This is a genomic window from Mesorhizobium sp. M0227 (assembly GCF_040321855.1).
Classification (GTDB): Bacteria; Pseudomonadota; Alphaproteobacteria; order Rhizobiales; family Rhizobiaceae; genus Mesorhizobium.
The window spans coordinates 152,914-165,973 of the sequence record NZ_JAMYSJ010000011.1 but is presented as its reverse complement, the minus strand read 5'-3'; the positions used below and the strand labels follow the sequence as shown (position 1 = coordinate 165,973).

Annotated in this window: 11 protein-coding genes; 9 read left to right on the top strand and 2 right to left on the bottom strand. The window is 60.5% G+C overall.

What is annotated here, in order from left to right; genetic code table 11:
- Window positions 1–22 precede the first annotated feature (22 nt).
- Window positions 23–877, top strand: a complete 855-nt coding sequence (locus NKJ00_RS17715) for an MBL fold metallo-hydrolase (protein WP_127320283.1) — start codon at window positions 23–25, stop codon at window positions 875–877.
- Between the two features lies 1 nt (window position 878).
- On the opposite strand, the gene NKJ00_RS17710 is transcribed toward NKJ00_RS17715, so the two are convergent.
- Window positions 879–1,640, bottom strand: coding sequence for a polysaccharide deacetylase family protein (locus tag NKJ00_RS17710; RefSeq protein WP_352630586.1), 762 nt, complete (start codon window positions 1,638–1,640; stop codon window positions 879–881).
- Window positions 1,637–2,725: a glycosyltransferase family 4 protein gene (locus NKJ00_RS17705; RefSeq protein WP_023809547.1), complete on the bottom strand. Its 1,089-nt coding sequence runs from the start codon at window positions 2,723–2,725 to the stop codon at window positions 1,637–1,639. Before NKJ00_RS17705 ends, NKJ00_RS17710 begins: the two co-directional genes overlap by 4 nt.
- Window positions 2,726–2,799: 74 nt before the next feature.
- On the opposite strand from NKJ00_RS17705, the gene NKJ00_RS17700 reads away from it, so the two are divergent.
- The 8 genes from NKJ00_RS17700 (at window position 2,800) to NKJ00_RS17665 (ending at window position 12,943) form a co-directional block, all read left to right on the top strand.
- Window positions 2,800–3,981, top strand: coding sequence for a DUF3095 domain-containing protein (locus tag NKJ00_RS17700; protein ID WP_081734769.1), 1,182 nt, complete (start codon window positions 2,800–2,802; stop codon window positions 3,979–3,981).
- 179 nt (window positions 3,982–4,160) lie between these two features.
- Window positions 4,161–4,265 (top strand): hypothetical protein, encoded by a 105-nt coding sequence (locus tag NKJ00_RS17695; RefSeq protein WP_023809549.1) that lies wholly within the window; start codon window positions 4,161–4,163, stop codon window positions 4,263–4,265.
- Between the two features lie 534 nt (window positions 4,266–4,799).
- Window positions 4,800–6,134 (top strand): adenylate/guanylate cyclase domain-containing protein, encoded by a 1,335-nt coding sequence (locus tag NKJ00_RS17690; RefSeq protein ID WP_352442503.1) that lies wholly within the window; start codon window positions 4,800–4,802, stop codon window positions 6,132–6,134.
- A gap of 157 nt (window positions 6,135–6,291) precedes the next feature.
- On the top strand, window positions 6,292–8,187 hold the full coding sequence (locus NKJ00_RS17685) for an ABC transporter ATP-binding protein (protein WP_023809553.1): 1,896 nt from the start codon (window positions 6,292–6,294) through the stop codon (window positions 8,185–8,187).
- A complete protein-coding gene (locus tag NKJ00_RS17680) occupies window positions 8,184–10,082 on the top strand; it encodes an ABC transporter substrate-binding protein (RefSeq protein WP_352630584.1) in 1,899 nt (632 codons plus the stop codon). The genes NKJ00_RS17685 and NKJ00_RS17680 overlap by 4 nt, the downstream gene beginning before the upstream one ends.
- A 2-nt stretch (window positions 10,083–10,084) precedes the next feature.
- Window positions 10,085–11,083: an ABC transporter permease gene (locus NKJ00_RS17675; RefSeq protein WP_023809555.1), complete on the top strand. Its 999-nt coding sequence runs from the start codon at window positions 10,085–10,087 to the stop codon at window positions 11,081–11,083.
- Window positions 11,080–12,261, top strand: coding sequence for an ABC transporter permease (locus NKJ00_RS17670; RefSeq protein WP_031212616.1), 1,182 nt, complete (start codon window positions 11,080–11,082; stop codon window positions 12,259–12,261). Before NKJ00_RS17675 ends, NKJ00_RS17670 begins: the two co-directional genes overlap by 4 nt.
- Window positions 12,262–12,463: 202 nt before the next feature.
- Window positions 12,464–12,943 carry a class I SAM-dependent methyltransferase gene (locus NKJ00_RS17665; RefSeq protein WP_023809557.1) on the top strand — a complete coding sequence of 160 codons (480 nt, stop codon included), beginning with the start codon at window positions 12,464–12,466 and terminating at the stop codon, window positions 12,941–12,943.
- The last annotated feature ends 117 nt before the right edge of the window (window positions 12,944–13,060 follow it).

The window sequence follows — 13,060 nt, the reverse complement described above, 5'->3', positions numbered from 1 at the left end:
GCTATGATGGGCGAAAGGTAGCATGGACGACGATTTTTTCCTGGTCAGATTTTGGGGCGTGCGCGGCAGCATTGCTGTATCCGGGCCAGAATTCGCTCGCTATGGCGGCAACACAATCTGCATTGAGATGCGATGCGGCAAGCATACGCTTCTGTTCGACGCAGGCTCTGGCCTGCGGCCTGCCGGCAGGGCGCTTCAGGCGTCGGATGTGACCGATTTCGACCTGCTTTTCACCCATTGCCATTACGATCACATCATCGGGCTGCCGGCTTTTGCGCCTATCTTCGACCCGAGCGTCAAGCTTACGCTTTGGTCCGGGCATCTTGCAGGACGCATGACGACCCGGCAGATTATCGATGAGTTCATACGGCCGCCGTGGTTTCCGGTGAAAATGAACGTCTGCAAGGCAAATCTCGACTGCCGCGATTTCGTATCCGGAGACGTGCTTCGGCCGCGCGAAGGGGTGGTGGTTCGGACCGGCAGTCTCACCCATCCGGGAGGCTGCATAGGCTACCGGATCGAATGGGGCGGCCGCGTCGTGGCGGTGATCACCGACACCGAGCACGAGCCGGACAAACTCGATCAGTCGGTGCTCGACCTGATCGAAGATGCCGACCTCGTCATTTACGATTGCACCTACACCGAGAAGGAAATGGAACGCCGCCGCGGTAACGGTCACTCGACATGGCAACAGGGCGTCAAGCTCTGTGAGGCGGCCGGTGCACGGGCGCTTGCACTGTTTCACCACGATCCGACACGCACCGACGAGCAACTGGACGAGATGGAGAAGCTGGCCAAGGACAGGTTTGCCGGCGCTTTTGCCGCGCGGGATGGCCAGATGCTCAAGTTCCCGGTCTCATCGCACAGAAAGCGCTGAGCTATTTTCCTTTACCCGCGTGGCGCCCGATCAATGTCCTGATCGGAAGCCATGCACAGGGTTCAGCCTGTGCGGTGACTGTCAACAATCGTTCGAGGAAAAGCCAGGCCGATTCATCATGTACAAGATGGTGGGTGAGCAGGCCGATCGGCTCGCCGTCGGATGCATGCTGCAGGTGTGCGATGATAGCCTGGACCAATACACCATGATCGCGGCAGCCGCGCGTGCCATGCCAATCCATGATGTCGACATTGCTGTTGATGACCGCCAATGAAGCCGGCTTCGGCGGCCCATAGACTGACAAGGCCGCAAAACCTATCGATCCAAGGTCGGATACCACGCCGGCGTCGATCCTGTTCCAGGGCGGCACCAGCATCGGAACGGCACGTGCGCCGTGCAGGCCGGTTACTCGCGACAGTCCGCGAGCCAGATCATCGAGCACCGCCTCGCGTGGCCGATGCGCGCCGAGCTCCTGCTTTTTCTGGTCCTCGGGCGCATGAGTCCGGTGCGCCCAGCCATGGATGGCGACCGTGGCATACGGGGCCTCGTCGAGCCGGGCGACAAGCTTCGCGTCGGTCAGGGCCGGAATGACGGCCAGAGTGACCGGAACCGCGAATTCACCGGTGAGGTCGAGCAGCCGATCAAGCGCAGGCGTCGGATACACGGCGTCGTCGTCGCGCAGCCAGAACTCCGCCTTTCGGCCCGCCCGTTGCAGGCGCGCCAGCTCTTCCACCAAGGGCTGCCAGATCGGATCGGACGTCATGAGACCGGGACCTTCGCAATAAGTTCGGCCAGACGCGCAGCTGCGCCACCGAGGGAACGTTCTTCGAGAACGAAACGCCGGGCTTCCGCGGCCATGATGGTTCTTTCGTCGTCCCGGGCCAGAAGCCTTTCAATGGCGGAAGCGAACGCCGCGACATCGCCCGGCGGGGTGAGAAACCCGGTCTGGCCATCCCGCACGACCTCCGGCACGCCGGCGATGTCCTGGGCCACCACCGGAAGGCCGGCGGCCTGTGCTTCAAGATAGGCAACGCCGTAGGCCTCGCCATAACCCGGCCAGACATAGATTCCCCCGGTGTAAAGGACATCCGGCACGGCGGCAGGCTCGATCGAGCCGATCCATTCGATACGATCGGCGGGCAAGCCGGCGAATTGCGCTTCGACCTCGTCGCGAGCTGGCCCGTCTCCGACGACCGACATGGTCCAGGGCATATGGCCGATCAAGCCGAGCGCTTGCGCCAGCATGCGATAGCTGCCCAGTTTGTCGCCCGGGCGCATCATGGCGACGGTAACGAGGCGCGTCGGACAACCCCGTGCCGGGATTTCCCGGAATGCCGATATGTCGATGAAGGGCGAAAGCATACCGAAAGCGGCCTTGGGAATAGCATCCGCCAGTCCCTGACGATCCCTTTGGGTGAAGCAGATGTTCAGAGCCGCTTGTTCGATGGCTCGCGCCACCAATGCTTGGCTATCGGCCCACAAGCCGGCATTGCGTCGCCTGGAATAGGAGGCTTCCGCTGTCACATAGGGGACAGCAAAGGCCGACGCCAGCTCCGGCCCGATCAAGTCGGGCGCCTTGTAATAGGGATGGTAGGTGAACCAGAGATCGGGCTTGCCGTCACGATCCCAAAGCTTGGTCAGCCGCGCGGCTTCCTCTGCGGCCTCGATCTTGAGTGCCTCGAAACTTTTCGACTCCGGCTGGCGTAGATAGAAGCGCAACTCAGATGCCAATTCGACGCTATGCCCTCCGTACTCCAGCGCTTTGACAAGCATCCGTGCCATCTGGCGGTCGCCGGAGACAACGGGATGATTGGGTGACTTCAGCGGCGCGTAGAAGGCAATTCGCATCGCGCGACCCTATCATCGGAAAGCCTGCGCAAGTCAATTTCCAAGCGTGATCGACTTCACCTTCAAGTCGTGGAATGTGCTATCTGATGGCCATGGAAACAGCTGTCGCGTCCGACCCTTTTGTCGCTTCTTTGCCGGTCTTCGCAAAGTTCGAAAGCGTTGCCGATATCGATAACTATCGGCCCCTCCCCGATGGCTGGGCGCTGGCCACTGCCGACATTGTCGGCTCGACCAAGGCGATCGAGGCGGGGCGCTATAAAACCGTCAATATGGCCGGCGCAAGCGTCATTTCGGCGCTGCTCAATGCGCTGGGTCGGCAAGATCTCCCCTTTGTCTTCGGCGGCGACGGCGCACTCGTGGCGTTTCCCGGCTCGGCGCTGGAGATCGCCCGCAACGCGCTGGCGGCCGTCCAAAGATGGGTGGCGGACGAACTGGGCCTGACCTTGCGCGCCGCGATCGTGCCGATAGGGGACATAAGGGCGCAGGGCCTCGACGTTCGCGTGGCGAGGTTCCAGGCCTCCGAAGCGGCCTTCTATGCCATGTTCGCCGGCGGTGGCGGCAGTTGGGCGGAAGCTGAGATGAAAGCGGGGCGCTACCGCATCGATCCTGCGCCGGTCGGCGCGCGGCCGGATCTGACCGGCCTTTCCTGCCGTTGGAACCCGATCGAAGCACGGCATGGCGAAATCGTCTCGATCATAGCCACACCGGGGGCGTCGCGCGACTTGCGCGGGTTTCAGTTTCTGGCTTCCGACATCATCGCCCTCGCCGGCAGGCAGGAGCGCGATGGCCACCCGGTGCCGGTGGACGGCCCGGGCTACAGTCTGCTGCCCGCCGGCCTGGATGTCGAGGCGCGGGCGATGGCCACGGCAGGATGGCGGTGGCGGTCGAAGCTGTGGATCGTGTTCCTGATGACGCTTACGGCTGTAACCGATCGATTTGGCTGGACGATTGGCCGTTTCGATCCGAAGGTCTACAAACGCGAGGTGGCCAGCAATTCGGATTTCCGAAAGTTCGACGACGGCTTGAAGATGACCATCGACGTTGACGCGGATGTGCTGCATCGGATCCAAGACCGGCTGAAGCAGGCGGAAGAGGCGGGCATCTGCAATTATGGCCTGCACCGCCAGAAGTCGGCCTTGATGACCTGCCTCGTCATCTCGCCGCTGCAGCGCGATCATGTTCATTTCATCGATGGCGCCGCCGGCGGCTACGCGATGGCTGCCGCAAGCCTGAAGGCGAAGGCGCCGGTCTGCTGACTGCTTGCGGAAATCGATTTCCGCAATATGCCCTCACTCATGGTTCTTGGCACCGGTGAGCCGCGCCATGGGAGCGGGTAGCCTGTCCGAATTGACGGGAAAGCAGATTTTTGGACGCCTAACGATCAACATATGACCGTCTTCTGAACCGGATTTCGAGGTGCGTCGCGCAAGTCGGCGTGATCGGACCGAGCTATGTCGGGTTGCCGCTGTCGGTTGCGATCGCACGCGCCGGGTTCCCGGTTTCCGGCTTCGACATCGAAGCCCGGAAGGTCGATGCCTGAGCAACGGCCAATCCTACTTGAGGCAGTGACGTCGACAGCCGTGCCGGCCGGGCGGTTCCGCACCACTGCGGATTTGCCGAACTAGCCGTCTGCGATGCCATCATAATCTGCGTTCCGACACCGCTGACGAAACACCGGGAGCCGGAGAGGATCCCCGAAGGATCCGATGCTGTCGTGTGGCAACCTACCACGACGCGATCGACTATCAGGCGATCGCTGATCACGCTCCTCTGGTCGTCGACACACGCAATGATTTTGGCCGCCTCGGGCTGGTCCAAGCGACAGTGGTGGTGAAGGCCCGACGATGTCTGAGACGGCGAATTCTTTGCCCGATGTCAGGATCGAGATTGCACTCCGCCGGAAGCCTCGCCACATAGGGTTCCAGGTGATAGATGCTGTTTACGCCTGCTTCCTTCCTGCAAGGAGTTATTTAGGAAATTCTTCGCCGGCTTTCGTCGCCGAAGCCGGCTTCACTGCCTTCACTTGTGTGGCGGATCAAAGGAGATGGCTCGTCTTCGACGGGTTTGAGATAGCATGAGCACAGCGCAAGCAGAAGTTTCCACCATTCTCATGGATAAAGTTGCCGACTGGCTGAGCCAATCGGCGCTGGCGGGCAACGACCTGGAAACATTGGTAAAGGGCTTTTGTGAACGGTTGGCTGCTGCCGGCCTGCCGCTGAAGCGGGTGCATTTGAGCTTTTCGATGCTTCATCCGCTCTATGACGCGCTTGGTTTTACCTGGCTTCGCGGCCAGGGCCTGGAAGTGGAAGGCTTCCGCAGTGAGAACGGCGTTCATTCCGACAGATTCCTGACCAGCCCATACTACCATCTGCTCAGCAACAAGCTCGACCACCTGCGGCGCCGGCTTGACCCCTCGGTGCGGTCGGAGTTTCCTGTTTTCGACGACCTCAGGCGTATGGGCGTCACCGATTACATGGCATTCGTGCATCCCTTCAACGGCGATACCAGCCAGGGCATGATGGGGTCGTGGTCGACCGACAGTGCGTCTGGCTTCAGCGACGGCATGATTTCGGCGCTATTGCGGATCCAGAACTATCTCGCTATCGCCACCAAGATGGCGGTGCTCACCAAGCTCGCCGACAACATGATGACCACTTATCTTGGCGGCGACGCCGGCAGACGTGTGCTGGACGGCCAGATCAAGCGCGGCGAGGGTGACACAATCCGGGCCGCACTGGTCATGGGCGATATGCGGGGGTCGACAAGGCTTGCCGAAACCTCCGGTCGCGAAATCTACATCGATACGCTGAACCAGTTTTTCGATGCCATCGCTGCACCTTTCAATCGCAAAGGCGGGCAGATCATGAGTTTCCTGGGGGATGGCTTCATCGCCGTCTACCCCTGCGAAAGGCATCGCTCGCAGTCCGAGATCGCCTGCCAGGCTGCTCTTGCGGCAGCGCACAAGGCCAGCGCGCGCATGATGGAGCTCAATCTGCGCAGAAAGGAGCAGGGGTTGGGCGACATAAAGTTTGGTATCGGCCTGCATGTCGGCAATGTGATGTTCGGCAACGTCGGACTTACCGACCGGCTGACATTCTCTGTCTTCGGCTCGGCTGTAAACGAGGTCCAGCGTCTCCAGACCCTGACCAAGAAATATCCGCACAGCGTTCTCGCCAGCAAGGACTTCGCCAGCTATTGCGGCGACAACAGTTGGCTGACGCTCGGCACGGAGGAACTGGCGGGTATCAAGCAGAAGCTGACGGTGCTTTCACCCGATTTGTCGGGTGCTCTCGCGCTCGATGAAGACGCTGCGCCGATTCAGGACCGGATATCGGACGCCGAGCAGGTCATGCTGCTTCATCGCGATGCCGCGCGGTTGTCGGCAAGCGACCGGAGGAAGCTCCAGTAACCGACACGATCCGGTCCGAAAGCCTTGGTGTGCAGCCCGGTCGCCGGTTCCGTCGCGGAATTCGATTCGAATCCAAGTTGCTCTAGGCTGGCAATACGCTAGTCTCGCTTTTTGGGTCTGCCGCCCGGCAGACTGCCAGAGTGGGGCTGGTGTGAGGATGAATTCGGGCATTGATCTGCTGCGGATCGAGGATCTTGGCATCTCTTTTGCCATGATCGGGGGACCGTTGCATGCCGTCAGACGCGCAAATCTCCGCGTCCTGCCCGGCAAGGTTACCGCGCTTGTGGGCGAGTCCGGTTCCGGAAAATCGGTTCTCAGCCAGGCAGTGATGGGCATTTTGCCGAATACGGCCCACGTTCGCGGCCGTATCCTGTTTTCTGATCCTGAAAAGCCTGGCACGACGCAAGACATCCTGCAGATGCAGCGTGACGGAACCGAAATCCGGGCGTTGAGAGGCAGCCGCATCGGCAAAATCTTTCAGGAGCCAATGACATCGCTCTCGCCGCTGCACACGATCGGCAACCAGGTCAGCGAATCCTTGCAGATTCATACGCCTATGGCTCGGGCGGAGCGCAAGGCGCGGACCGAGGAAATGCTCGGCCTTGTCGGCTTCCCCAATCCCAAGCGCGCCTACGACATGTATCCATTTGAACTTTCGGGAGGATTGCGGCAACGCGCCATGATCGCCATGGCGCTTATCTGCCGGCCTGCTTTGTTGATCGCCGACGAGCCGACGACGGCGTTGGACGTCACCATCCAGGCGCAAATCCTGCAATTGCTGCGCGGGCTTCAGACCAAGCTGAACATGGCGATGCTGCTGATCACGCACGACCTCGGCGTGGTCGCCAATGTCGCCGACGAGGTGGTGGTCATGTACCATGGCGAGATCATGGAAATGGGGCCTGTCGAGGCGATATTCCGCCGGCCGGGCCACCCTTACCTGAAGGGCCTAATGGCAGCCGTTCCGCATTTCGACCTGAAGCCCGGTGAAAGGCTAAAGGCGCTCCGCGAGGTGCCGGTGAATGTCGGGAACCTGCTCGGCAAGCAGACTGCCCCGGCATCGAAGGGGCCAGACGACATCCTGCTGTCGGTAAGGGATCTGACTAAGACCTTCACCATCCGCAAGTCAGGATGGTTCAGCGGGGGTCATCAATCCTCTGTTCGCGCCGTGGACGGCGTGAGCTTCGACATCAGGCGGGGTGAGTGTCTGGGTCTGGTCGGCGAAAGCGGCTGTGGCAAAACAACCGTCAGCAAGATCCTCATGCGGGCCATTACCCCCAGCGGCGGTTCTGTGATCTTCAACGGCCGCGATGGACCGACCGACGTCCTGGGCGCAGAGGGAGATGCCCTGCGCATATTGCGCGCGAAAATCCAGATGGTCTTCCAGGACCCGGTTTCGTCGCTTTCACCTCGCATGACGGTGGAGAACATCTTGAGCGAGCCGCTGGAGATCCATGAGCGTGGCAATGCGGCGTCCCGACTCGCCACGGTCAAGAGCCTGATGCAGGCAATCGGGCTCGATCCGCGCTTCATCAAGCGTTATCCGCACAGTTTCTCCGGCGGGCAGCGTCAGCGCATCGGCATCGCGCGCGCATTGGCGCTGGGGCCTGAACTCCTGATCTGCGACGAGCCGGTTTCGGCGCTCGATGTCTCTGTCCAGGCGCAGATCCTGAATCTTCTGAAGGACCTGCAAAAAGAACTGGGCCTGACCTACCTGTTCATATCCCACAATCTGGCGGTGGTGGACTACATGGCAGACCGCATCGCGGTGATGTGCGGCGGGCGTATCGTCGAGCTTGCGCCGCGCGAAATTCTGCTCAGGAAACCAATCCACCCCTACACGCGCTCCCTGGTCGCCGCGGTACCTTTCCCCGATCTCGACCGGCCGATGGATTTCAAGACGCTGAAGCTCGGCGGCGCTTCTGACACCAGCGCATGGGGACCACAATTCCGCGAAGAAGGCGACGAGGATGTCCTGGCGCCGCTCGATCTTGGCGGCGGCCACCTCGTGCTGGCCCGACGTTCGGCCGATGTCAGCGAGTTACGCCATTGATCAGCCGTCGCACCGTCCTTGGCTTGATGGCTTCGGCACTCCTGCCGGGCACGTCGCGCGCTGGCGACCTGGAGCCGGAATTTCTTCGGCCGCAGCTGACGGCCAGGGCGCTGCCAGCACTCACCGAGCGCCTGCCCAAGAGCCCGCGCGCCTTGAATCTCGCCACGATGGGCCGGCAGCCGGGCCAATATGGCGGCACGCTGCGTACGATCATCGGCAGCCAGAAAGATATCCGGATGATGACGATTTACGGATATTCTCGCCTGGTCGGCTACGACGAAAAGCTTAGCTTGCAGGCCGACATTCTCGAAAATTTCGACGTCGCGGATGATCGCATCTTCACGTTCAAGATACGGGAAGGACACAAATGGTCCGACGGCAGCCTGCTGACGCCGGAGGATTTTCGCTATTGTTGGGAAGATGTCTGGCTGAACGATGAGCTTTCGCAAGGCGGGCTCGCCCCGACCCTGATGGCGGACGGCAAGCCGCCACGCTTCGAGATCGTCGATCCGTTGACGGTGCGCTATAGTTGGGATGCGCCCAATCCCGACTTCCTGCCCAAGCTCGCTGCCGCTTCGCCGATATCGCTTGTTCTGCCATCCGCCTATCTCAAGCAGTTCCACAAGAAATATCAGGATCCATTCCGGCTCGCCGGCCTGATGAAGGAGAACCGGACCCAGAAATGGACGCTCCTGCATATCCGTATGTCGCGGCAATATCGCCCGGAGAACCCGGAACTGCCGACGCTCGACCCCTGGCAGAACCGAACCAAGCCGCCGGCCGAGCAATTCATCTTCGAGCGCAACCCCTTCTTTCATCGGACAGACGAGAACGGCCGGCAACTGCCCTATGTTGACCGAATCATCATGAATGTCAGCTCATCGGCGATCATCTCCGCGAAGACCGGGGCGGGCGAGAGCGACCTGCAATGCATGGGAATTGACTTCAGCGATTACTCCTTCCTGAAGGACGCGGAGAAGCGCTATCCGGTGAAGATGCACCTGTGGAAACGCACACAGGGTTCTCGGCTGGCGCTGCTGCCGAATCTGAATTGTGCCGACCAGGTGTGGCGTGGCCTTCTGCGTGACGTGCGCGTGCGCCGCGCACTTTCGCTCGCCGTGGACAGGCGCGAGATCAATATGGCCGTGTTCTACGGATTGGCGCAGGAAAGCGCCGATACGGTTTTGTCCGAGAGCCCGCTCTACCGGCCGGAATTCGCTAAAGCTTGGGTTGCCCATGATCCCGACCAGGCCAACGCGCTGCTCGACGAGGTCGGGCTTCTGGCACGTGACGATGACGGCCTGCGGATACTTCCCGATGGACGCTCTGCCCAGATCATCGTGGAAACCGCCGGCGAAAGCACGCTGGAAACCGACGCGCTCGAACTCATCACCGATCACTGGCGAAAGATCGGCATCGCCCTGTTCATCCGGACTTCGCAGCGCGACATCTTCCGCAGCCGCGCGCTTGGCGGCCAGATCATGATGTCGATGTGGTCGGGCATCGACAACGGCGTGCCGACCGCCGACATGAACCCGAGTCAGTTGGCCCCCACAATCGACGATCAGCTGCAATGGCCGCTCTGGGGTGCTCACTACTTGTCTCATGGCAAGATGGGCGAGGCGCCCGATCTTCCTGCAGTGATCGAGTTAATGGTTTTGCTCAAGCGCTGGAACGCATCGACCGAAGCGACAGAGCGCGCCGAAATCTGGAATTCGATGCTGTCGATCTACACCGATCAGGTGTTTTCGATCGGGACCGTGAACGGAACGCATCAGCCGATTCTGGTGTCCTCACGGCTGCGCAATCTGCCTGACAAGGCGCTCTTCGGCTACGATCCGACCGCCTATTTCGGTGTCTACATGCCGGATACATTCTGGCTTGGAGAGTCCTGAGCGTGCTTCGATATATTGTCTGGCGCATTACTGTGATGGTTCCAACGCTGCTGGTGATATCAGCGCTGGTGTTCACGATCATCGAACTTCCCCCCGGCGACTATTTCGACAGCTATGTCGCCGAGCTTCGGGCACAGGGCGAAGGGGTGGATTCCGATCGCATCGAGATGATGCGCAAGGAATATGGTTTCGACAAGCCGCCGATCATTCGTTACTTCTATTGGGTCGGCGGGATGCTGCACGGCGATTTCGGCTATTCCTTCGAGTATGAGTTGCCGGTTCGCGACGTCGTCGGGGACCGAATGTGGCTGACTGTGCTGGTTTCCTTCGTCACGATCATCTTCACTTGGCTCATCGCCTTTCCGATCGGCATGTACTCCGCGACGCATCAATACAGTTGGGGCGATTACGGCCTGACCTTTTTTGGCCTCCTAGGCCTTGCCATTCCGAACTTCATGCTGGCGCTGATCCTGATGTATTTCGCCAACATCTGGTTCGGCACGTCCATCGGCCATCTCATGGACCCGCAATATCTCAGCGAGCCGATGAGCTGGGCCAAGGCGAAGTCGATACTCTCCCATCTCTGGATCCCGGTCTTGATCATCGGCACCGGCGGCACGGCAAGCATGATCCGGCGGCTGCGCGCCAATCTGCTCGATGAGCTACACAAGCAATATGTGGTGACCGCGCGCGCCAAAGGTCTTCATCCGTTCAGGGCGCTGGTCAAATATCCGCTGCGCATGGCGCTCAATTTCTTTATTTCCGACATCGGCTCCATCCTGCCGGCCATCATCTCCGGCGCCGAAATCACCGCGATCGTGCTGTCTTTGGAAACGACCGGGCCAATGCTGATCAAGGCGCTGCAAAGCCAGGACATGTATCTGGCGGGGTCGTTCCTGATGTTCCTCGCCTTCCTGACGGTTATCGGCGTCCTGATTTCCGACCTGGCGCTGGCGCTGCTGGATCCACGAATTCGTTTGCAGGGCGGCAGCACCAAATGAAAACGGATTCGCCGCTCCCCGCTCCGAGTGCTCCACTAGAACACTATGTTTCCAGCGCGCCCTTTGACCTGCAGTCGGTCGAGGCGATGACAGTGGAGCAGTCGAAGGTCTTTCAGGCGTCGCAGTTGCGGCTGATGTGGTGGAAATTCCGCTTGCACCGGCTCGCCCTTGTATCCGGCATATTCCTGGTAGTGCTTTATTTCGGGATATTAATCTGCGAGTTCCTGGCGCCCTACAACCTGCACACGCGCAACATGGACTACATCTATTCGCCGCCGCAGCAGGTGCACCTGTTCCACAACGGCCAGTTCGTCGGGCCGTTCGTCTATGGCCGCCAGATGACGCTGGACATGGACACGCTCAAGCGGAACTACATCGACAACCAGGACGATGTTCAGCGGCTCCGTTTCTTCTGCAAGGCCGATCGTTACCGGTTCTGGGGCCTGATCGAAGGTGACAGGCATTTTGTCTGCGCTGCCGAAAACGGTCAGCTTTTCCTGGCGGGCACCGACCGGCTGGGGCGCGACGTGCTCTCGCGCATGATCTATGGCGCACGCATTTCACTGACAATCGGCCTCGTCGGCATCAGTTTCAGCTTCCTGCTGGGCATCGTCATCGGCGGACTGGCCGGTTATCACGGCGGTATCTTCGACCTGATCGTTCAACGAATAATCGAAGTTCTGCAATCGATTCCCAGCATTCCGCTATGGTTGGCCCTGGCGGCGATCATGCCGATAACCTGGAGCCCAATCCTGATCTATTTCGGCATCACCGTCATCCTCGGAGTGCTCGACTGGACCGGACTGGCGCGGGCCGTGCGTTCAAAGCTTCTGGCCTTGCGCGAGGAAGATTACGTTCTCGCCGCGCAGTTGATGGGCGCCGGAAGCAGCCGCATCATTAGGCGGCATCTCATTCCCGGCTTCATGTCGCATCTGATCGCGACGGCGACGCTCTCGATTCCTGGCATGATCCTGGGCGAGACGGCGCTGAGCTTCCTCGGACTCGGCCTGAGGGCGCCGATAACCAGCTGGGGAATCCTGCTCACCGAGGCGCGCAGCGTCAGCGTGATCGCGTTCTATCCATGGCTTCTCCTGCCGATGCTCCCCGTCATTCTCGTCATCATGGCGTTTAACTTCCTCGGTGACGGCTTGCGGGACGCCGCAGATCCCTACAAGTGAGGTCGTTATTTTGCCGCGCGCCGTGCCGCCTATTCCACCCGGTATGATCCTTGCCGGCTGCCTGTACGGTTGTTGCAGTGTTCATCGTCCGCCTCTATATGTTCCGACACGTGATCGAGCACTACGCCTTCGGGATACACCCGTGAACAGTTCTTGTCGGAGGCATTGCCGATCTTGAGCTGGTTCAGGACACACAAAGCATATGAGTCGCCTTGAGAATTTCATCAGCAGGATGACCGCACAGCGCGACATTCTCGACCAAGTCTGCGTCGAGGTGGCGAAGATGGAGGGGCTTGTGCTCGAGCTCGGCCTCGGCAACGGACGGACGTTCCACCATCTGCGCGAGCGCCTGCCCGGGCGCCGGATCGTGGTGTTCGACCGCGAAGTCGGTGCACATGCCAGCTCAATTCCCGAAGCCGAAAACCTCGTGCTCGGCGAAATACGCGAGACGGCCCGCAAGTTCATTGGCATCGAAGCCGCCCTTGTTCATGCCGACATCGGCACCGGCTATGACGATCGCGATGCAGTGACTGCTACCTGGCTTCCCGATCTGATTGCGAGCCTGCTTCGCGTCGGCGGCTTCGCGGTCAGTGGCACGCCGCTCGATCACCCGCTGCTGCAACGCCTCCCGGCGCCGACTTCAGAGCCCGCCGATCGTTATTTCCTCTGCAAGCGCGTGTGAGCGGCCGAGAGCCCTCATCTTTTCACGCAAACGATGCTCTACCGCAATTCCAAGGGAAAGTGCTAGGCGCTTTTTCCGAAAACCGTTTACACTTCCTTGGAATTGCTCTGGACGGCC

Bases quoted from the DNA above. Each gene is read 5' to 3' on its own strand.
- NKJ00_RS17715 (WP_127320283.1), top strand. From the start codon at position 23: ATGGACGACGATTTTTTCCTGGTCAGATTTTGGGGCGTGCGCGGCAGC.
- NKJ00_RS17670 (WP_031212616.1), top strand. From the start codon at position 11,080: ATGAAAACGGATTCGCCGCTCCCCGCTCCGAGTGCTCCACTAGAACAC.
- NKJ00_RS17665 (WP_023809557.1), top strand. From the start codon at position 12,464: ATGAGTCGCCTTGAGAATTTCATCAGCAGGATGACCGCACAGCGCGAC.
- NKJ00_RS17705 (WP_023809547.1), bottom strand. From the start codon at position 2,725: ATGCGAATTGCCTTCTACGCGCCGCTGAAGTCACCCAATCATCCCGTT.
- NKJ00_RS17700 (WP_081734769.1), top strand. From the start codon at position 2,800: ATGTGCTATCTGATGGCCATGGAAACAGCTGTCGCGTCCGACCCTTTT.
- NKJ00_RS17690 (WP_352442503.1), top strand. From the start codon at position 4,800: ATGAGCACAGCGCAAGCAGAAGTTTCCACCATTCTCATGGATAAAGTT.
- NKJ00_RS17710 (WP_352630586.1), bottom strand. From the start codon at position 1,640: ATGACGTCCGATCCGATCTGGCAGCCCTTGGTGGAAGAGCTGGCGCGC.
- NKJ00_RS17685 (WP_023809553.1), top strand. From the start codon at position 6,292: ATGAATTCGGGCATTGATCTGCTGCGGATCGAGGATCTTGGCATCTCT.